Source organism: Nocardioides sp. WG-D5, from assembly GCF_054031175.1.
Map to the genome: position 1 here is coordinate 3,991,349 of NZ_CM132928.1, position 20,381 is coordinate 4,011,729.

Annotated in this window: 17 protein-coding genes; 10 read left to right on the plus strand and 7 right to left on the minus strand. The window is 69.8% G+C overall.

Annotation, left to right across the window (positions count from 1 at the left end):
- Positions 1-25 precede the first annotated feature (25 nt).
- A complete protein-coding gene (locus ACWZJV_RS19355; protein WP_457177944.1) occupies positions 26-559 on the minus strand; it encodes a TetR/AcrR family transcriptional regulator in 534 nt (177 codons plus the stop codon).
- A gap of 120 nt (positions 560-679) precedes the next feature.
- On the opposite strand from ACWZJV_RS19355, the gene ACWZJV_RS19360 reads away from it, so the two are divergent.
- Positions 680-1,195 carry a DinB family protein gene (locus ACWZJV_RS19360; protein WP_457177946.1) on the plus strand — a complete coding sequence of 172 codons (516 nt, stop codon included), beginning with the start codon at positions 680-682 and terminating at the stop codon, positions 1,193-1,195.
- A gap of 35 nt (positions 1,196-1,230) precedes the next feature.
- A complete protein-coding gene (locus ACWZJV_RS19365; RefSeq protein WP_457177948.1) occupies positions 1,231-2,631 on the plus strand; it encodes an NAD(P)H-quinone dehydrogenase in 1,401 nt (466 codons plus the stop codon).
- Positions 2,632-2,748: 117 nt separating this feature from the next.
- Here ACWZJV_RS19365 and ACWZJV_RS19370 read toward each other — a convergent pair whose 3' ends face one another.
- From ACWZJV_RS19370 to ACWZJV_RS19380, 3 genes are all read right to left on the minus strand, one after another.
- Complete coding sequence (locus ACWZJV_RS19370; protein WP_457177950.1) at positions 2,749-3,366, minus strand: hypothetical protein; 618 nt, start codon at positions 3,364-3,366, stop codon at positions 2,749-2,751.
- Between the two features lie 158 nt (positions 3,367-3,524).
- Positions 3,525-6,902 carry a pyruvate carboxylase gene (locus tag ACWZJV_RS19375; RefSeq protein WP_196875436.1) on the minus strand — a complete coding sequence of 1,126 codons (3,378 nt, stop codon included), beginning with the start codon at positions 6,900-6,902 and terminating at the stop codon, positions 3,525-3,527.
- Between the two features lie 47 nt (positions 6,903-6,949).
- Positions 6,950-7,882, minus strand: a complete 933-nt coding sequence (locus tag ACWZJV_RS19380) for a LysR family transcriptional regulator (RefSeq protein WP_457177952.1) — start codon at positions 7,880-7,882, stop codon at positions 6,950-6,952.
- A gap of 94 nt (positions 7,883-7,976) precedes the next feature.
- On the opposite strand from ACWZJV_RS19380, the gene ACWZJV_RS19385 reads away from it, so the two are divergent.
- Positions 7,977-9,350, plus strand: a complete 1,374-nt coding sequence (locus ACWZJV_RS19385; protein WP_457177954.1) for an MFS transporter — start codon at positions 7,977-7,979, stop codon at positions 9,348-9,350.
- Positions 9,347-10,132, plus strand: coding sequence for a 3-hydroxybutyrate dehydrogenase (locus ACWZJV_RS19390; protein WP_457177956.1), 786 nt, complete (start codon positions 9,347-9,349; stop codon positions 10,130-10,132). Before ACWZJV_RS19385 ends, ACWZJV_RS19390 begins: the two co-directional genes overlap by 4 nt.
- Before the next feature lie 23 nt (positions 10,133-10,155).
- On the opposite strand, the gene ACWZJV_RS19395 is transcribed toward ACWZJV_RS19390, so the two are convergent.
- Positions 10,156-11,085: an NAD-dependent epimerase/dehydratase family protein gene (locus ACWZJV_RS19395; RefSeq protein WP_457177958.1), complete on the minus strand. Its 930-nt coding sequence runs from the start codon at positions 11,083-11,085 to the stop codon at positions 10,156-10,158.
- 169 nt (positions 11,086-11,254) lie between these two features.
- Here ACWZJV_RS19395 and ACWZJV_RS19400 point away from each other — a divergent pair, with 169 nt between their 5' ends.
- Positions 11,255-11,965 carry a TetR/AcrR family transcriptional regulator gene (locus tag ACWZJV_RS19400; protein ID WP_457177960.1) on the plus strand — a complete coding sequence of 237 codons (711 nt, stop codon included), beginning with the start codon at positions 11,255-11,257 and terminating at the stop codon, positions 11,963-11,965.
- Positions 11,966-12,029: 64 nt separating this feature from the next.
- Here ACWZJV_RS19400 and ACWZJV_RS19405 read toward each other — a convergent pair whose 3' ends face one another.
- A complete protein-coding gene (locus tag ACWZJV_RS19405; protein ID WP_457177962.1) occupies positions 12,030-13,808 on the minus strand; it encodes an acetyl/propionyl/methylcrotonyl-CoA carboxylase subunit alpha in 1,779 nt (592 codons plus the stop codon).
- A gap of 66 nt (positions 13,809-13,874) precedes the next feature.
- Positions 13,875-14,837, minus strand: a complete 963-nt coding sequence (locus tag ACWZJV_RS19410) for an N-acetylglucosamine kinase (protein ID WP_457177963.1) — start codon at positions 14,835-14,837, stop codon at positions 13,875-13,877.
- A 112-nt stretch (positions 14,838-14,949) separates the two neighbouring features.
- Here ACWZJV_RS19410 and ACWZJV_RS19415 point away from each other — a divergent pair, with 112 nt between their 5' ends.
- From ACWZJV_RS19415 to ACWZJV_RS19435, 5 genes are all read left to right on the plus strand, one after another.
- Positions 14,950-15,711, plus strand: a complete 762-nt coding sequence (locus tag ACWZJV_RS19415; RefSeq protein WP_196875430.1) for a sugar isomerase domain-containing protein — start codon at positions 14,950-14,952, stop codon at positions 15,709-15,711.
- A 50-nt stretch (positions 15,712-15,761) separates the two neighbouring features.
- A complete protein-coding gene (gene ngcE / locus ACWZJV_RS19420) occupies positions 15,762-17,171 on the plus strand; it encodes an N-acetylglucosamine/diacetylchitobiose ABC transporter substrate-binding protein (protein ID WP_457177965.1) in 1,410 nt (469 codons plus the stop codon).
- Between the two features lie 4 nt (positions 17,172-17,175).
- Positions 17,176-18,201, plus strand: coding sequence for a carbohydrate ABC transporter permease (locus tag ACWZJV_RS19425; RefSeq protein WP_196875429.1), 1,026 nt, complete (start codon positions 17,176-17,178; stop codon positions 18,199-18,201).
- The gene (locus tag ACWZJV_RS19430; RefSeq protein WP_008363358.1) at positions 18,198-19,085 is read left to right on the plus strand and encodes a carbohydrate ABC transporter permease; all 888 of its coding nucleotides are present in this window, start codon (positions 18,198-18,200) and stop codon (positions 19,083-19,085) included. Before ACWZJV_RS19425 ends, ACWZJV_RS19430 begins: the two co-directional genes overlap by 4 nt.
- A gap of 88 nt (positions 19,086-19,173) precedes the next feature.
- Positions 19,174-20,352 carry an acyl-CoA dehydrogenase family protein gene (locus ACWZJV_RS19435; RefSeq protein ID WP_457177968.1) on the plus strand — a complete coding sequence of 393 codons (1,179 nt, stop codon included), beginning with the start codon at positions 19,174-19,176 and terminating at the stop codon, positions 20,350-20,352.
- Positions 20,353-20,381 lie beyond the last annotated feature (29 nt).

Here is a 20,381-nt window from a genome sequence, read left to right on the forward strand (position 1 = left end):
GGGCCTCGTCGCTTCTCCGGTCCCGCTAGACGCCGGGTGTGACCGGGCCGATCTCGATCCCCAGCAGGCCCCAAGCCCGGCGGGCGGTGGCCTCACGTGCCTCGGGTGTCGGCCCGAGCACCGCGCCGGAGACCATCGCGACGGCGAGCATGACGTCGTCGGTGTCGTGGGTCTCCATCGGGAGCCCGTCGATGGCCGTGCGTACGCGATCGGCGAGGTGCTGGGAGCTCTCTTCGTTGCTGAGCCGGACGATGCCCACGAAGGCGGTCGAGCGGATCATCTGCCAGGTGACGACGCCGAGCACGTCGGCCAGCGTCGCGTCGGGCCTGGCCGCGACCTGCTCGATGTCGCGTACGTTCTCCTCCAGCACCGCGGTGGCCAGGGTCAGCCGGTCGGGGAAGTGCCGGTAGAGGGTGCCCTGACCGACGCCGGCGCGTTTGGCCACCGCCGACATCGGGGCGTCGAGACCCTGCTCGGCGAGGACCTCGCGGGCAGCGGAGACCAGCAGGTCGCGGTTGCGGACCGCGTCGCTCCGGCTCGGGTTCGCAGGGCTGGTCATCCCAGCAGGGTAGTGGCCGGCGGATCTTTTTCGGACCCGGGTTCATTGCGGACGGAAACTGACCTGAAGGGCCCCTAGCGTTGTCGGTGTCAGAGGGAAACACGACCAAGGAGCTGAACGATGACCGTCGCCACCACCACCCTGAGCCGCGAGCGGACCGACCTGCTGGAGACGCTGGCCAAGCACCGCGGCTTCCTGCGGTTCACCGCCCGCGACCTCACCGACGAGCAGGCCCGGCTCACCCCGACCGCCTCCGCGCTCAGCGTCGGCGGTCTGGTCAAGCACGTCACCGGCGTCGAGCGGGGCTGGGCCGACTTCATCGTCCGCGGGACGGTCGCGCAGGAGCTCTCCCCGGAGAAGTACGCCGAGTTCGCCGCCGACTTCGTGCTCGCCGAGGACGAGACGCTGGAGGGCGTGCTCGCGGCGTACGAGAAGGTGGCCGCCGCCACCGACGAGCTGATCCGGACCGTCGACCTCGACGCGGACCACGCCCTTCCCGAGGCCCCCTGGTTCGAGGCCGGCGCCCGCTGGTCCAACCGCCGCGTCCTCGCCCACATCCTGGCCGAGACCGCCCAGCACGCCGGCCACGCCGACATCATCCGGGAGACCATCGACGGTCAGAAGACGATGGGCTGACTCTGCCCTCCGGGGCGCGTGGAAGAATGCGGCCCATGGCGCGGGTGACGATCATTGGTGGAGGTCCAGGCGGATACGAGGCGGCGCTGGTCGCGCAGCAGCTCGGGGCGGAGGTCACGGTCGTCGACCGTGACGGCCTCGGCGGCAGCGCGGTGCTCACCGACTGTGTGCCGAGCAAGACCCTGATCGCCACCGCCGAGCTGATGTCGGACATGACGCTCGCCCGCGACCTGGGCATCCACTTCCGCGACCACCAGGGCGACCCGGCCACCGAGCTCTACGCCGACCTCGGGATCGTCAACAAGCGGGTCAAGTCGCTCGCGCTCGCGCAGTCGAGCGACATCGAGAGCCGGCTGTCCCGTCGCGGGATCCGGATCGTCAAGGGCGCCGGCCGCATCGACGCCGACAAGCGTCAGGTGATCGCGACCCGGGCCCAGGACGGCGGCGAGGAGGCCATCGAGAACGATGCGGTCCTGATCGCCACCGGCGCCCGGCCGCGGGTGCTGCCCACCGCTCAGCCCGACGGCGAGCGGATCCTGACCTGGGAGCAGGTCTACGACCTCGACGAGCTGCCCTCCCACATGATCGTCGTGGGCTCGGGTGTCACCGGCGCGGAGTTCGCCAGCGCCTACCTCAACCTCGGCTCGCAGGTCACCCTGGTCTCCTCGCGCGACCGTGTCCTCCCGGGCGAGGACGCGGACGCGGCGACGGTCCTCCAGGACGTACTCGAGCGTCAGGGCATGAACATCCTCAGCAAGTCGCGGATGGAGTCGGTGACCCGCGACGGCGACGTCGTCACGGTCCGGCTGACCGACGGCCGCGAGGTCACCGGCAGCCACTGCATCCTCGCGCTCGGGTCGATCCCCAACACCGAGGACCTCGGCCTGGAGGAGGCCGGCATCGAGCTCGACGAGGGCGGGTTCATCCGCACCGACAAGGTGTCGCGCACCTCCGCCTATGGCGTGTACGCAGCCGGCGACTGCACCGGCGGCTTCATGCTCGCCTCGACCGCTGCCATGGCCGGCCGGATCGCGATGCGGCACTTCCTCGGCGACGCGGTCATCCCGATGGACCTCAAGGAGGTCGCGGCCAACGTCTTCACCTCGCCCGAGATCGCCACCGTGGGCTACTCCCAGGCCCAGGTCGACTCCGGCGAGGTCGTCGCCGACACCCTGCGCCTCGACCTCAAGGGCAACCCGCGGGCCAAGATGCAGGGCATCACCGACGGCTTCGTCAAGCTGATCTCGCGCCCCGGCACCGGCGTCGTCATCGGCGGTGTCGTGGTCGGCCCCCGCGCCTCCGAGCTCATCCACCCGATCACCCTCGCGGTCTCCACCGGGCTGACCGTCGACCAGATCGCCAACAGCTTCACCGTCTACCCGTCGATCTCCGGCTCCACCGCCGAGGCCGCCCGCCGCCTCCACCACGTCGAATAGGCGCTCCGGTCGGCCGAGGCGTCACCTACGTCGGCCGAGACGTCAGTTGTGGCGGCCGAGACGTCAGTTCTGGGCGACGAAACTGTGGTTTCGTCGCCCACAACCGGCCGGTGCGGGCTATTTCCAGACGGTCGCGTCGACCTTGATGGCGTTCCCGGTGGCCAGTGTCTCGAGGCGGAAGATGCGTCCTTCAGCCGTCTTGCCGCACACGTAGAGGCCCTGGGTGAGGTCTCGGACCACCCGGTCGCCGCTCTCGACAACAGTGGTGTCGCACTCCTCCTTCGTGGGCGCGGAGTCGCTCAGCCAGGCCGCGATCAGCACCTCGGAGCTGTCATCGACCGACATCATGTCGGACTGCAGCCAGCCAACGGTGTTGGCTGGGGCCACCTTGGGTGGCGAGAAGTCGAAGTTGAGCTTCCCGAGAGTGACCTCGCCGCTCCATCGCACCCCGTCGGTGCCGGCGTCGTTCGCGACGTCGCTGGGCGCCGTGCCGCCGGACGGATCGACCGTCGCGGTGACGGTGACGGTGGTGGTCGCGGTCGGCGTGCTCGCGGAACCGCCGGAGGAGCCATCGGAGCCGGCCAAGTGGGTGACCACGCCGCCGAGACCCAGTGCGGTGACCAGCGCGGCGATCGCGGAGATCCAGTTGGGACCGTGGTTCCAGAGGTTCTTTGCGTTCTCAGACGTAGGGCGTGGGCCCTGCTCGGGTGCAGGCTGCCGAGACGTACTGCTCACGAAGGCGTCCTAGCGGTCGTGTGATGGTGCGCTCAACCTAGCGCTTCGGGTCACCTCGCGGACATGCCTTTTGCTTTCCCGGGCTGGCCGAGGCGTCGCTCGCATCGGCCGAGATGGCACCGCAGTGCCATCTCGGCCGGCGCGGCTGACGCTTCGGCTCAGCCGAGCACGAGCACCAGGTCGCCGCCGTCGACGGACTGGGTGCCGGAGAAGGCGAGGCGGGAGACGGTGCCGTCGATGGGGGCGGTGATGGCGGCCTCCATCTTCATCGCCTCGATGGTGGCGACGGTGTCGCCGGCCTTGACCGACTCGCCGGCCGCGACCGAGATGGTGACGACACCCTGGAACGGCGCCGCGACCTGGCCGGGAACGGCAGGGTCGGCCTTCTCGGCGGCGGCGACCTCGGCCGCGACGGAGCGGTCACGCACGCTGATCGGGCGCAGGTGGCCGTTGATCGTCGCCATGACGGTGCGGATGCCACGCTCGTCGGGCTCGGAGACGGCGGTGAGCCCGAAGATCACGGTCTTGCCCTCGGAGATCTCGACGACGTGCTCCTCGCCCTCGCGCAGCCCGTAGAGGTAGTCGAGGGTCGAGATCACCGACACGTCGCCCCACTTCGAGCGCGCCTCGGTGAAGTCCTTCGTCGGGCCGGGGAAGAGCAGCCGGTTGAGCGTGCCACGACGGTCCGACTTCAGCCCGGCGGCGTCCTCCTCCGACAGGGACGGCGACGGCTCCTTCCAGGTGCGACCGGCGATCGCCTTGCTGCGGAACGGCTCGGGCCAGCCGCCCGGCGGGTCACCGAGCTCCCCGTTGAGGAAGCCGATGACCGAGGCCGGGATGTCGTACGCAGCCGGGTCCGCCTCGAACGCGGCCGGGTCGGCGCCCGCGGCGACCAGCGAGAGCGCCAGGTCGCCGATGACCTTCGAGGACGGGGTGACCTTGGGGACGCGACCGAGGATCTGGTTGGCCGCGGCGTACATGTCCTCGATCTGCTCGAACTTCTCGCCGAGCCCGAGCGCGATCGCCTGCTGGCGCAGGTTGGAGAGCTGGCCGCCCGGGATCTCGTGGCGGTAGACCCGGCCGGTCGGCGCGGGCAGCCCGGACTCGAAGGGCGCGTAGACGCGGCGTACGGCCTCCCAGTAGGGCTCGAGCGAGTTGACCGCGGCCAGCGAGAGTCCGGTGGCCCGCGGGGTGTGGTCGGTCGCCGCCACCAGCGAGGAGAGCGGCGGCTGGGAGGTGGTGCCGGCCATGGACGCGGTCGCGGCGTCGACGGCGTCGACACCGGCCTCGATCGCGGCCGTCAGCGTGGCCAGCTGGCCACCTGCGGTGTCGTGGGTGTGCAGGTGGACCGGCAGATCAAAGCGCGAGCGGAGCGCGGTGACCAGGGTGCGCGCGGCAGGCGCCCGGAGCAGCCCGGCCATGTCCTTGATCGCCAGCACGTGCGCCCCGGCCGAGACGATCTCCTCGGCGAGTCGCAGGTAGTAGTCGAGCGTGTAGAGCTTCTCGTCGGGCGAGGAGAGGTCGCCGGTGTAGCACAGCGCCACCTCGGCGACAGCGGTCCCGGTCGAACGCACCGCGTCGATCGCCGGCCGCATCTGGGAGACGTCGTTGAGCGCGTCGAAGATCCGGAACACATCGATCCCGGTCTCCGCGGCCTCCGAGACGAACGCGTCGGTGACCTCGGTCGGGTAGGGCGTGTAGCCCACCGTGTTGCGACCGCGCAGCAGCATCTGCAGGTTGATGTTCGGGATCGCCTCGCGCAGCTGCGCCAGCCGCTCCCACGGGTCCTCGGAGAGGAAGCGCAGGGCCACGTCGTACGTCGCCCCGCCCCAGGCCTCCATCGACCACAGCTGCGGCGTCAGCCGCGCGACGTGGCCGGCGACACCGAGCAGGTCGGTGGTGCGGACCCGGGTCGCGAGCAGCGACTGGTGGGCGTCACGGAAGGTGGTGTCGGTGACCGCCACCGCCTCCTGGGCACGCAGCGCGGCCGCGAAGCCCTCCGGCCCGAGCTCGCGCAGCAGGTCGCGCGAACCCGCCGGAGGCGCGACCGACAGGTCGACCGCCGGCAGCTTCGAGGACGGGTGCAGCGAGACCGGCGCGGCGCCGTGCGGCTGGTTGACGGTCACGTCGGCGAGGTAGGTGAGCAGCTTGGTGCCCCGGTCGCCGGAGGCGCGCGCGGTCAGCAGCTGCGGATGGGTCTCGATGAACGAGGTCGTGATCGAGCCCGCGATGAAGTCGGGGTCGTCGAGCAGCGCCTGCAGGAACGGGATGTTCGTCGCGACGCCGCGGATCCGGAACTCCGCCACGGCCCGGCGGGCGCGGGTGACGGCGTCCTCGAACGTGCGCCCGCGGCAGGTGAGCTTGGCGAGCATCGAGTCGAAGTGCGGCGAGACCTCGGCGCCGGCGTACGTCGTGCCGCCGTCGACCCGGATCCCGGCGCCGCCGGGGGAGCGGTAGGTGGTGATCATGCCCGTGTCGGGGCGGAAGTTGTTGGCCGGGTCCTCGGTGGTGATCCGGCACTGCATCGCCGCGCCGCGCAGCTGCACGGAGTCCTGGCTCAGGCCGAGGTCGGCCAGCGTCTCGCCGGCGGCGATCCGCATCTGCGAGCGGACCAGGTCGACGTCGGTGACCTCCTCGGTCACGGTGTGCTCGACCTGGATGCGCGGGTTCATCTCGATGAAGACGTAGTTGCCGGCGGGGTCGAGCAGGAACTCGACGGTGCCGGCGCACGAGTAGCCGATCTCCTTGGCGAACCGCACCGCGTCCGCACAGATGCGCTCGCGCAGCTCGGGGTCGAGGTTGGGCGCGGGCGCGATCTCGACGACCTTCTGGTGGCGGCGCTGCACGGAGCAGTCACGCTCGAAGAGGTGGATGACGTTGCCCTCGCCGTCGGCGAGGATCTGCACCTCGATGTGGCGCGGCTCGACCACGGCCTGCTCGATGAAAACGGTCGGGTCGCCGAAGGCGGCCTCGCCCTCGCGCATACAGGTCTCCACGGCCTCGCGGAGCTTCTCGGGGTCGTCGACGCGACGCATCCCGCGACCGCCACCACCGGCGACCGCCTTCACGAACAGCGGGTAGGGAAGGGCGGACGCCGCGGAGACGAGCTCGTCGACGTCGGTCGACGGCTCGACGGACTGAAGGGTCGGTACGCCGGCAGCCTTCGCCGCCGCGATGGCGGTGGCCTTGTTGCCGGTCAGCGTGAGGACCTCCGCCGAAGGCCCGATGAACGTGATCCCCGCCCGAGCGCAGGCCTCGGCCAGCGCCGGGTTCTCGGAGAGGAAGCCGTAGCCGGGGTAGATGGCGTCCGCGCCGCTCTGCTTGGCGACCTCGACGATCGCGTTGGGATCGAGGTAGGCCCGGATCGGATGACCGAGCTCTCCGATCTGGTAGGCCTCATCGGCCTTCAGCCGGTGCTCTGAGCCCCGGTCCTCGTAGGGGAACACGGCGACCGTCTTGGCCCCGAGCTCGAAGCCGGCACGGAAAGCTCGGATCGCGATCTCGCCGCGGTTGGCAACCAACACCTTCTTGAACATGGCGGCCACGGTACCCATCAGAATCGGCTTGTCCAGGTTATGGAACGTTACCGCCCAGTCGGTGGACGCGTCCCCCGGCCGAGCAGGGCGTCCTGCTGCTCGGCCATCTGCTCGCGTAGGCCGCCCACGACGGCGGCCACGGCCGGCCGGCGCCAGGATTCGGGGTGCACGACGGCCCAGTAGGGCAGCCGCTGGTGGATGTCCTCGTGGAGCATCCGGACGAGGTCGGGGTGCCGGTCGGCCATGAAGCAGGGGAGCAGGCCGAGGCCGGCTCCCGCGCGGGTCGCCTCCACGTGGACGAACACGTTCGTCGAGGTGACGGCGTCGCGGATGCCGGGCAGCAGCCGCCGGGGGATGTCCAGGTCGTCGACCTGGAGCATCGAGTCGACGAAGTAGACCAGTCGGTGGCGTACGGCCTCCTCGATCGTCGCCGGGGCGCTGTGGCGCTCCAGATAGCCGGGGGAGGCGTAGAGGCCGAGCTCGTACTCGCCCAGGTGGAGCGCGCGGCCACGCATGACCGCCGGCTCGCCGACCACCACCTCGATGTCGACGCCGGAGCGGTGCTGCGCCGCCTGCCGGGTCACGGTGACGATCTCGACCGCGAGCTCGGGGTGGTCCTGCCGGAGCGCGGCGACCGCCGGTGAGGCGATGTACGCAGCGAACCCGTCGGTCGTCGACATCCTGACCACGCCGGCCACCGGGTCGGCGGGCTCGTCCGCGGCCAGCCGGGCCAGCGACTCGGCGACGCCCTCGGCCGCCCGCGCCGCGCGCTCACCCAGAGCGGTCAGCGCCCAGCCGTCGGAGCCGCGTACCAGGACCCGCCCGCCGAGGGCGCGCTCGAGCGCGGAGATGTTGCGGCTGACCGTCGTGTGGGTCAGGCCGAGCGAGCGGGCGGCCGTGGTGAAACGGCCGCTGCGGGCGACCTCCAGCAGCACCAGCAGCTGGTCGGCGGACGGCGGCGTCGGCGAGGTCGTGGGCATCGGGCCACCCTAACGCCTGATGTGCATTTCCATTCATCACGTGTGCCAACATGCGCGTTGCAAGCACATTATGATCACTGTCACACTCCCAGCCATGTCCATGACACAGTCGGGCGCCACCGCCGCCCCCAACGACCAGAGCCTGCTCCGCAGGACCGTGGCGGCCTCCATGGCCGGCACGGTCGTGGAGTGGTACGACTTCTTCCTCTACGCCACCGCCTCGGCGCTCGTCTTCGCCAAGGTGATCATGCCGGCCACCGGCAACGCCTACGACGCGATCATCGCGGCCTTCGTCACCTACGCCATCGGGTTCGTCGCCCGCCCGCTGGGCGGCGTCGTCTTCGGCCACATCGGCGACCGTCTCGGCCGCAAGTACACGCTGCAGCTGACCATCATGCTGATCGGTGTCGCCACCGTGCTGATGGGCTGCCTGCCGACGTACGGCCAGATCGGCCTGGCCGCACCGATCGCGCTGGTGCTGCTGCGGTTCGTGCAGGGGCTCGCGCTGGGTGGTGAGTGGGGCGGGGCCGTCCTGCTGGTCGCCGAGCACGCCCCGGACGACAAGCGGGCGACCTGGGCCGCCTGGCCGCAGGCCGCGGTGCCGGTGGGCAACCTGCTCGCCACGCTGGTGCTCACGCTGATGACGATCACGCTCTCCGACGCCGCGTTCCTGGCCTGGGGCTGGCGCGTCGCCTTCTGGCTCTCGGCCGTCGTGGTCCTCGTCGGCTACTTCATCCGCCGCTCGGTCACCGACTCGCCGATCTTCGAGGAGGCGAAGGCCGAGCAGGGCGAGGCCGCTGCCGCCGGCTACGGCGTCTTCGAGGTGCTGCGTCGCTACCCGCTCGGAGTGCTGAAGGGCATGGGCCTGCGGTTCGCGGAGAACATCATGTACTACCTGGTGGTGTCGTTCTCGATCGTCTACCTGGTCGAGGACCAGAAGATGGACCAGGGCGCGCTCCTCGGTCTGATCGCGATCGCGCACGCCTGCCACTTCTTCTTCATCCTCGCCGTCGGCCGGCTCGCCGACGGGGTGGGCCGCAAGCCGGTCTACCTGGTCGGTGCGGTGCTCGGCGCGACCTGGGGCTTCTGGGCGTTCCCGATGCTCGACACCAAGAGCAACATCGCGATCGTGGCGGCGCTGATCGCCGGCCTGGCGATCCACGCGCTGATGTACTCCACCCAGCCCGCGATCATGGCCGAGATGTTCCCGACCCGGATGCGCTACTCCGGCATCTCGATCTCCTACCAGGTGACCTCGATCTTCGCCGGCTCGCTCGCGCCGTTGCTGGCCATCGCCTGGCTCAAGGACACCGGCACCTGGACCAACACCGCGATCTACCTCGCCGTGGCGGGCATCATCACCGCGCTCGTCGTGCTCACCCTCAAGGAGACGAAGGGCACCTCGCTGCGTGCGCTGGACCGGGCCGACGCCGACCGTGAGGCCGCACGCGAGGTGAGCCCGGCGTGAACTCGGCTACGGCTGTCTCGGGCGCCGTCGATTCCGGTCGTACGCTCCAGGGCCGGCGGGCCCTGGTCACCGGCGGCGCGTCGGGGATCGGTGCGGCGGTGGCCCGCGAGCTCGCCGCCCGCGGCGCGCGGGTCGTCGTCGCCGACGTGGCCGGCGACGACGCCCACGCCCTCGCCGAGGAGATCGGCGGCGAGGCGTGGGTGGTCGACCTGACCGCGACCCACGAGCTCGACGACCTCAGCCTCGAGGTCGACGTCCTGGTCAACAACGCCGGCATCCAGCGGGTGAGTCCGATCGAGAAGTTCGACCCCGACGACTTCCGCAGGATCCACTCGATCATGCTCGTCGCGCCGTTCCTGCTGGTCAGGGCCGCGTTGCCGCACATGTACGCCAACGGTTGGGGTCGCATCGTCAACATCTCCTCCGTGCACGGCCTGGTCGCCTCCCCCTTCAAGAGCGCCTACGTCTCGGCCAAGCACGGTCTGGAGGGACTCTCGAAGGTCACCGCCCTCGAGGGCGGCCCGCACGGCGTGACCAGCGTCTGCATCAACCCCGGCTACGTGCGTACGCCGCTGGTGGAGAAGCAGATCGCCGACCAGGCCAGGGTGCACGACATCCCCGAGGACGAGGTCCTGGAGAAGGTGCTGCTGCAGGACGCCGCCGTGAAGCGGCTGGTCGAGCCGGACGAGGTCGGCTCGCTGGTCGGCTGGCTCACCGGCCCTGACGCCTCGATGGTCTCCGGCGCCTCGTGGGCCATCGACGGCGGCTGGAGCGCGCGCTAGCCCCAGTTCCGGTTCTGGCCTGCTCAGGCCTGCGTACGCCACCAGTCCACCGTCGCCTTGGCCCCCGTCTCGAGCGGGGTGGGGGACAGGCCGAGCCGGGACTCGCTGGCCGAGGAGTCGAGCACGAACGGCTTGTCGAACTGGTAGACCATCTCGGCCAGCTCCCGGGTGCCGCCGTGCACCGTCCCGATCGCCTTCAGCGCCCAGGTGGGGATCCGGCCGACCGGCGGCGCCTCGACCCCGGCGACCTCGGCGTAGAGCCGGACGAGGGCACGCTGGGAGATCGCCGGCGCGGTCGGAGCGTGCAGGAAGGAGTCCCACAGGCTCTCCTCGTCGGCCGCCCTGATCATCGCGGCGCCGAGGTCGGGGACGTACGTCCACGAGTGCGGCGCGTCCGGGTCGCCCAGCACCCTCATGGTGCGGCCGGCGAGCACCGTCGGCACCATCCGCTCGCCCGCGTGGGCGGTACGCACCAGCGGGCCGTAGAAGTCCGAGGCTGCGACGCTGACGGTCGGTGTCGGGGAGGCGTCGCGGGCGCGGAGCAGCTCGACGCGCACCGCGGGCTTGCCGAAGTCGGCGTTCCGCGGGGTCTGCTCGGTCATCGGCGCGGTGACGTGGCCGTAGGCGTAGAGGCTCTCCGGGAAGACGACCACGGCGCCGGCCCGACCGGCGGCCTCGAGCACGACCTTCTCGGCCCGCGGGAGCTCGGCGCGCCAGGTCTCGGCGGCGTAGGCGCTGCCGTGCATGCAGTGGAAGACGGCGCGGGTGCCGGTGGCCGCCTGCGTGACGGTCTCGGCGTCGGTCGCATCGCCGCGGAGGCGCTCGATGCTCTCGTGCACCGGGCCGCTGCCGGAGCGGGTGAGGAGGCGTACGCGGTCGCCGCGCGCGGCGAGCTGCTGGGCGATGGTCGCGCCGACGGGGCCGGCGCCGATGACGAGGTAGGTGCTGTTCATGACTGTGTCCTTGGTTTCGGTGGTCGAGCCCTTCGACAGGCTCAGGAACCACCTGTCGAGACTCCGAGAGCAGTGCTCTCGGAATGAGTCTGGCGCGAGTCGGCGACAAAAGCAAGAGCACTGCTCACTTTTGTTGACAGCGCTCTCTGGATCGGGACACGATGGCGCCATGACAGCCACCTCACGAGACGGGACCCCACGCGAGCGGGCGCGGGCGCAGACCATGGACGAGATCGTCCGGATCGGCCGCGAGCACCTGGCGGTCCACGGCGCCGCCGCGCTCTCGCTGCGCGCGGTCGCCCGCGACCTCGGGGTGGTCTCCTCGGCCGTCTACCGCTACGTGAAGAACCGCGACGAGCTGCTGACCCTGCTCCTCGTCTCCGGCTACGACGAGCTCGGCGACGCCGTCGACGCGGCCGTCGCCGCCGCCCCCGAGGACGACCACCGCGCCCAGTTCCTGGCGCTCGGCCGCGCGGTCAGGACCTGGGCGCTCGCCGAGCCGGCGACGTACGCCCTGCTGTTCGGGTCGCCCGTCCCCGGCTACGCCGCGCCCGACGAGCGCACCAGCGTGCCCGGCACCCGCGTGCCGACCGCGATGCTGCGGGTGTGTGCCGGCGCGCTCGCCGCCGGCCGGCTGACCGTGCCGGAGGGAGACGACGAGATCTCGCCCGAGCTCGCGGTGGGGCTCCAGGGCATCCGCGACCAGCTCGGCCTCGACCTGCCCGATGCCGCGCTCACCCGCGGCGTACTCGTCTGGACCAGCCTCTTCGGCCGCGTCAGCTTCGAGGTGTTCGGCCAGTTCGGCCCCGACCGCTTCGGCGACCCGGCCGGTCTCTTCGAGCTCCATCTGGCCGTGCTGGCGGACGAGCTCGGGTTGTAGCCCCACGACGACAGCGGCCGTTCACCGAGGTGACTCGGTGAACGGCCGCCGTCGGTCGAGCCGACTACTTGATCTCGGCGATGACCGCGCCGTTGGTGACGGTCTCGCCCACGGTGGCGCTCAGGCCGGTGATGACGCCGGCCTTGTGGGCCTTGAGGGGCTGTTCCATCTTCATGGCCTCGATGACCACGACGACGTCGCCCTCGGCGACCTCTTGGCCCTCCTCGACGGCGATCTTGACGATGGTGCCCTGCATCGGCGAGGCGACGGAGTCGCCGGATGCGGCGGCGCCGGCCTTCTTGGCCGAGCGCTTCGGCTTCTTCGCGGCGCTGGTGCCACCGCCGGCAGCGAGGCCACCGAGCCCGGCGGGCAGCGAGACCGAGAGGCGCTTGCCGCCGACCTCGACCACGACGGTCTGGCGCTCGCCGGCTTCCTCAGCCTCACCGGCAGCGCCGGCGTACGGCTGGATCTGGTTGTCGAAGTCGGTCTCGATCCAGGTCGTGTAGACGTCGAAGGAGCCGTTCTCGGCGGTGTAGGCAGGGTCGGTGACGACGGCCTGATGGAACGGGATGACGGTCGGCATTCCGTCGACCTTGAACTCGTCGAGCGCACGACGCGAGCGCTCGAGTGCCTGGGTGCGGTCGCGGCCGGAGACGATCAGCTTGGCGATCAGCGAGTCGAACGAGCCGGGGATGGTCTCGCCCTTCTCGTAGCCACCGTCCAACCGGACACCAGGCCCGGCAGGCGGCGCCCACTCGGTCAGGGTGCCGGGGGCGGGCATGAAGTTGTTGCCGCCGTCCTCGGCGTTGATGCGGAACTCGATGGAGTGGCCGCGGACCTCGGGGTCGTCGTAACCCAGCTCCTCACCTGCGGCGATGCGGAACATCTCGCGGACGAGGTCGATGCCGGTGACCTCCTCGGAGACGCAGTGCTCGACCTGGAGGCGGGTGTTGACCTCGAGGAAGGAGATGGTGCCGTCGGCGGCGACGAGGAACTCACAGGTGCCCGCGCCGACGTAGCCGGCCTCGCGCAGGATCGCCTTGGAGGACTCGTAGAGGCGCTTGTTCTGCTCGTCGGTCAGGAACGGCGCGGGGGCCTCCTCGACCAGCTTCTGGTGGCGACGCTGCAGCGAGCAGTCGCGGGTGGAGACGACGACCACGTTGCCGTGCTTGTCGGCCAGACACTGGGTCTCGACGTGGCGCGGCTTGTCGAGGAACTTCTCGACCAGGCACTCGCCACGACCGAAGGCACCGACGGCCTCGCGCACGGCCGACTCGTAGAGCTCGGGGATCTCCTCGAGGGTGCGGGCGACCTTGAGGCCGCGACCACCACCACCGAAGACCGCCTTGATGGCGACCGGGAGGCCGTACTCCTCGGCGAAGGAGACGATCTCGGAGGCGTCCTTGACCGGGTCCTTGAGGCCCGGGGCCAGCGGGGCGCCCGCCTTCAGCGCGATCTGCTTGGCCTTCGCCTTGTCGCCGAGCGCGTCGATCGCCTCGGGCGAGGGACCGATCCAGGTCAGGCCGGCGTCGATCACGGCCTGGGCGAAGTCGGCGTTCTCCGCGAGGAAGCCGTAGCCCGGGTGGACCGAGTCAGCACCGGACTGGCGCGCCACATCGATGATCTTCTCGATGGACAGGTAGGACTCCGCCGGCGTGGCTCCGCCGAGTGAGTAGGACTCATCGGCCAGGCGCACGAAGAGCGCGTCACGGTCGGGGTCCGCGTAGATCGCTACGGAGCCGATGCCGGCGTCCTTGCACGCGCGGATCACTCGGACGGCGATCTCACCGCGGTTGGCGATCAGGACCTTTGTCAGTGGCTTGCTCAACGAGAACTCCTCCATCGTGAATGCAAGGACATGCTAGGGGAGGCCTTCCGGCCTGGCTTCAGGCAGCCGTAGTAACGATTGTCACACTCTGGTCAGCTGGTCGAGCGACGAGGTTACCCGTGCGTAGGTCGCATCGTTGACGAGCACACCCCCGTGACGCAGTGCCAGCACCGCTGCCCCGGCCAGCCCGTCGGTGGCGACGACGGCCCCGGGAGCGACCCTGGCGGCGAAGTCGGGTTGCCGGGCCAGGACGCTCCCGGCGGCGACCAACGGCCCCTCGATCTCAGGCGTACGCACTGCCGCCAGCGTCTCCGCCAGCCCGGCCGCGGCCTCGTCGAGGATGGCCGCGGCGACCTGGTCCCCGGCACCCGCCGCAGTGAAGACGAGCGCCGCGAAGTCGGCCAGTCGCAGCGGCGGCATCGCGTAGAGCGCAGCTGTCGCCGCGACCAGCGTCGCGGTCCGGCCGCCCTGTCGACGTTCGTCGACGGCGATCCCGAGGCGGTCCAGCAGCAGGCCGGTCAACGCCGTGGACGCGCCCCGCCCGTCGAGCGGCGCCAGTCCGGCACGTACGACCTCCCGGCCCAGCCAGAAGCCCGAGCCGACGTCGCCGAGCAGCCAGCCCAGGCCGTCCGAGATGCCCGCGAGCCGGCCGTCCTCGACCCGCACCGCCGACGCCCCTGTGCCGGAGAGCAGCACATAGCCGTCGGGAGCCGCTGTCCCCGAGAAGTACGCAGCCAGCACGTCGAACTCGAAGACCGGCTCGGTCGCCACCAGCCCGGAGAGGGCGGACACGATCGCGGCCCGGTGGCCCGGGTCGCCGGCACCCGCGACCGCTAGGGCGGCGCCGGCGACCGGGCCGGCCTTCGCGGAGGTCACGGCCTGGGTGACCGCGTCCCTGATCGCCGCCGTCGCGGCGTCGACGCCGGCGGAGGTCGGGTTGCCGCTGCCGGCCTTCCCGATGCCTGTGCAGCGTCCGTCTGAGGAGACCACGACGGCGCGAGTGCTGGTGCCTCCAGCGTCGAGTCCCAAGTAGTTGTTATTCATTGACACCGTTTCGTAACAGAAAACCATTGCCAGGCGTACTCTCTCCAAATAGTTTTCGAGCGCAGGCCTCGGCATACAGTCGCGGCGCGAGTTTGCTAGGTGGGTGGACTAATTGACCAGAGACGTGTTCGGAGCCTTCGACGAGCAGGTTCGCACACGGCTGTCCGAGCTGCAGTCGATCGCCCAGTCCGGTGGGTTCGACGAGGCTGTCGAGGCGATGGTCACCAGCATCCGCAACGGCGGTGTGCTGCAGGCCTTCGGCACCGGCCACTCGCAGGCGTTCGCGATGGAGATCGCCGGACGGGCCGGTGGTCTGATCCCCAGCCACGCCATCGCTCTGCGCGACACCGTCCTCAAGGGCGACCGGCCGGCGAGCGATCTCAAGGGCGGTCTGCTCGAGCGTGACACCAACATCGCCGACGAGCTCTGGGAGCTCCACGAGTTCCACCCCGAGGACGTCTTCCTGATCGCGTCCAACTCCGGGGTCAACGGCTCGATCGTCGGCATCGCGCTGCGCGCGAAGGAGAAGGGCCACACGGTGATCGCGGTGACCAGCCTCGAGCACACCAACGCGGTCACCCCCAAGCACCCCAGCGGCAAGCGCCTGGCCGAGATCGCCGACGTGGTGATCGACAACCTGGCCCCCTTCGGCGACGCGACGGTCCCCGTCGGCGACGGCGGCGTCCTCGCCGGCGCCGTCTCCTCCATCACCGCGGCCTACATCGCCCAGCTCCTGACCCTCGGCACCGCCGCCAGGATCCAGGAGGCGGGCGAGACCCCGCCCCTCTATCTCTCCGCCAATATCCCGGGTGGCGATGAGCACAACGATGCGTTGAAGGCTCGCTACGGCGAGCGCATCGGAAGCATGGCTTGAACCCCCGTAAGAAGAAGCAAAGAGGAACCCACCCGAAAGAAGGCAGCACGATGTCCCAGCAGCTTCACCGGCTCGACCGCCGGACCCTTCTGCGCGGCACCCTCGCCGGCGCGGCGCTCGTGTCGTTCTCCGGAGCGCTCGCCGCGTGTGGCGCACCTGGTAGCGACACCGACAACTCCGGTGGTGGCACCAAGTCCGCCTCCAACCCGTTCGGCATGGCCAAGGACGGCACCGTCGACGCGGTCATCTTCGACGGTGGCTACGGCTACGACTATGTCGAGTTCGCCGCCGGCATCGTCGGCAAGGAGTTCGCGGACGCCAACATCAAGGTCAGCGCCACGACGAAGATCGCCACGGAGCTGCAGCCGCGCTTCGTCGGTGGCACGCCCCCGGACCTGATCGACAACTCGGGTGCGGACCTGATCGGCTTCAGCTCGATCGCCGCCCAGCTCGAGGAGCTCGACGACGTCTTCGAGGCCGACAGCTACGAGGGCGTCAAGATCGAGGACACCCTCTACCCCAACGTGAAGGTGCCCGGCACCTACAGCGACCGCTTCGTCGCGATCAACTACGTCATGACCCTCTACGGCGTGTGGTACTCCGCCTCGCTCTTCGAGGAGAACGGCTGGACCCCGCCGAAGACGTGGGACGAGGCGCTCGACCTCGGTGCCAAGGCCAAGGCCAAGAAGAAGTACCTGTGGACCTGGGGCAAGGAGGCGGCGACCTACTACCGCACCCTGGTCATCGACTCGGCGGCCAAGGAGGGCGGCGACGAGGTGCGCCTCGGTCTCGAGAACCTCGAGAAGGGCATCTGGTCCCACAAGGTCATCCAGGACATCCTCGGCAAGCTCGGCGAGATGGTCAGCCAGGACATGTTCATCCCGGGCGGCGCCGGCACCCAGTTCACCGCCGCGCAGGCCAAGTGGTCCAACGACCAGCAGGCGCTCCTCTACCCGAGCGGTGGCTGGATCGAGAACGAGATGAAGGACGCCACCAAGTCCGGCTTCGAGATGACCGGCATCCCGGAGTTCGTGCTCAGCGACAGCCCGGCGCTGCCGTACGAGGCCGTTCGGGCCGCGGCTGGTGAGGCCTTCATCGTCCCGAGCAAGGCGAAGAACCCCGCCGGCGGCAAGGAGATCCTCCGCGCCATGCTGTCGAAGGAGGCCGCGACCAACTTCGCCAAGACGAAGCTCGCGCCGACCATCGTCAAGGACACCATCCCGGCCGACGGCTTCGGCTCCGCGGCGCTGAAGTCGCAGAGCGCGATGCTCGACGCCGCCGGCGAGAACACCTTCAACTTCCAGTTCTACGACTACTACGGCACCAACGCCGACGAGCTGGTCGTGTGGAACTCCTTCCTCTCCGGTGACCTGGACGTCAAGGGCCTGACCAAGGCCGTCCAGGGCATCTTCGACAAGGTCGCGGACGACTCCTCGATCGAGAAGCTCAAGGTTTCCTGACACCATGCCGGACCCATCCACCACGATGGCGGTGACGGCGGGCGGCCTCTCCGAGGAGAATCCTTGGGGGGCCGCCCCCGGCCGGCGCCGACGCAAGCTCACCCTCGACCGGGCACTGTTCATGACGGTCTTCCTCGGCCTCCCGGTCGCGGTCTTCGTCATCTTCGTCGTGGTCCCGATCGGGCAGGCCCTCTTCTACTCGCTGACCGACTGGACCGGCTTCTCCCCGGTCATGAACTTCGTCGGCCTGGACAACTACGCCAAGCTGCTCGACGACGAGACGTTCCTCAAAGCACTGCGCAACAACGTACTTCTCACGATCGTGGTGCCCCTGGTGACGCTCGTGGCCGCGCTGGCGATCGCGGTGGTGGTGACCACCGCCGGTCCCAGCACCGGTCAGGTCCGTGGCCTGAACGGATCCGGCTTCTACCGGGTCGTCTCGTTCTTCCCCTACGCCGTCCCGGCCGTCGTCATCGGTCTGCTCTGGGCGCAGGTCTACGACCCGGCCGCCGGCCTGCTCAACGGCATGCTCACCGGCATCGGCCTCGACGGGTTCAAGGACTACGCCTGGCTCGGTGAGGTGCGGGCGGCGATGCCCGCCTCGATGTTCGTGATGATCTGGGCCAACATCGGGTTCTACACGGTGCTCTTCGTGGCCGCCATCAAGGGCGTCCCCGCGGAGATCTACGAGGCCGCCCGCATCGACGGCGCCGGCCGCTTCCGCACCGCCATCTCGATCACGCTGCCCTCGATCCGCGACAACGTGCAGACGGCCTACATCTACCTGGGCATCCTGACCCTCGATGCCTACGTCTTCATGGCCGCGCTCGCCCCCGGCGGCGGTCCTGCCAACAGCACGCTGACGATGAGCCAGCACCTGATGAACACCGCCTTCAAGAAGAGCCAGTTCGGCTACGCCACCTCCATGGGCGTCGTCCTCGCCCTGGTCACGCTGCTCTTCGCCGCCCTGGTCTTCGCCGTCTTCCACTTCGCTGGCGGGCGGGACAAGAAGGGAGACGTACGCCGATGAGCACCGTCACTCTGGACAAGCCGGTCGCTGCCCGCGCCGATCGCCAGCGGCGTACGCCCGGCGACGCGCTGGTCGCCGGTACCTCGCACACGATGCTGATCCTGTGGTCGGTGATCGTCATCGTGCCGTTCTGCTGGGTGGTGCTCTCCTCGTTCAAGACGTCCAAGGAGATCCTGTCCTCGCCGTTCTCGCTGCCCGCCGAGTGGAGCTTCGAGAACTACACCAGCGCCTGGACGAAGGCCGGCATCGGGACGTACTTCTTCAACACGGTCATCGTCGTCGGCACCGCGCTGGTGCTGGTGATGCTGCTCGGGGCGATGTGCGCCTACGTGCTGGCGCGGTTCGAGTTCTTCGGGCGCAACTTCATCTACTACTCGATGCTCGGCGGACTGACCTTCCCGGTCTTCCTGGTCATCGTGCCGCTGTTCTTCGTGCTCCAGGGCTTCGGGCTGCTCAACACGCTGCCGGGACTGATCCTGACGTACGTGGCCTATGCGCTGCCGTTCACCGTCTTCTTCCTCTACGCCTTCTTCAAGACGTTGCCCGACGACGTCTACGAGGCCGCGATGATGGACGGTGCGGGGGAGTGGCGCACGTTCTTCCAGATCATGCTGCCTATGGCGGCGCCCGGGATGGCCGGCGTGGCGATCTTCAACTTCCTCGGGCTGTGGAACCAGTTCCTGCTCCCGGTGGCGCTGAACACCCAGCGGGAGAACTGGGTGCTCACCCAGGGGATGGCGTCGTTCTCGTCGCAGGCGGGCTACAACGTCGACTTCGGGGCGCTCTTCGCCGGCGTGGTGATGACCGTGCTCCCGGTGCTGGTCGTCTACCTGATCTTCCAGCGGCGGATCGCCGGAACGGTCTCCACGGGCACGTTCCGCTGACCCTGATCTGACCCTGATCTGACCCGGATCTGGCTCAGATGTGACGCGGGTCTCGCGCTCCAGGTTAATAAGCGCTAACCTGGAGCGCGTGACCGCTTTTCTCCAGCCCGAGCACGAAGAGTTGCGTGCTGTCGTCCGTGACTTCGCCCAGAAGGAGATCGCGCCCCATGCCTCGCAGTGGGACCGCGACCACCACTTCCCCGTCGACGTGGTCCACAAGATGGGTGAGCTCGGCCTGTTCGGCCTGACCGCCCCCGAGGCGTACGGCGGGGGCGACGGCGACCTCGTCGCGCTCTGCGTCGCGATCGAGGAGCTCGGCCGCGTCGACCAGTCGATCGGGATCACGCTCGAGGCCGCGGTCGGTCTCGGGATCAACCCGATCCTCACCTACGGCACCGACGAGCAGAAGGAGCGGTGGCTGCCCGACCTCGTGGCGGGCAAGAAGCTGGCCGGGTTCGGACTGACCGAGCCGGGGGCCGGCTCCGACGCCGGCGCGACCGCGACCAAGGCCGTGCTGGACGGCGACGAGTGGGTCGTCGACGGCGCCAAGCAGTTCATCACCAACTCCGGCTCCTCGATCACCTCGGTCGTCACCGTCACCGCGCGCACCGGCACCCGCGAGAACGGCAAGCCCGAGATCAGCACCATCATGATCCCCTCGGGCACACCCGGCTTCACCGCCGAGAAGGCGTACGACAAGCTCGGCTGGCACGCCTCCGACACGCACCCGCTCTCCTTCGACGGCGCCCGGGTGCCGGCCGACCACCTCCTCGGCGAGCGTGGCCGCGGCTTCGCCCAGTTCCTCGCCACCCTCGACGACGGCCGCGTCGCGATCGCCGCGCTCGCGGTGGGCTGCATCCAGGCCTGCCTCGACATGGCGCTGGAGTACGCGGGGGAGCGGCAGACCTTCGGCGGCCCGATCGGCCGCAAGCAGGGCGTCGCCTTCCAGATCGCGGACCTCGAGGTCATGCTGCGGGCCTCGCGCCTGCTGACGTACGAGGCCGCCGCGATGAAGTCCGGCCTCGACTCCGGCGCCGTGACCATGAAGGAGTTCAAGCAGGCGGCCGCCGCGGCCAAGCTGTACGCCACCGAGTCGGCCGTCACCGCGACCCGCATCGCCACCCAGATCTTCGGCGGCTACGGGTTCATGGAGGAGTACCCGGTCGCCCGCTTCTACCGCGACGCGAAGATCCTGGAGATCGGCGAAGGCACCTCCGAGGTGCAGCGGATGCTGATCGCAAGAGGCCTCGGCCTGCCCGTCGAGTGAGTGCGGATCTTACTGCGCGCTGAACAACC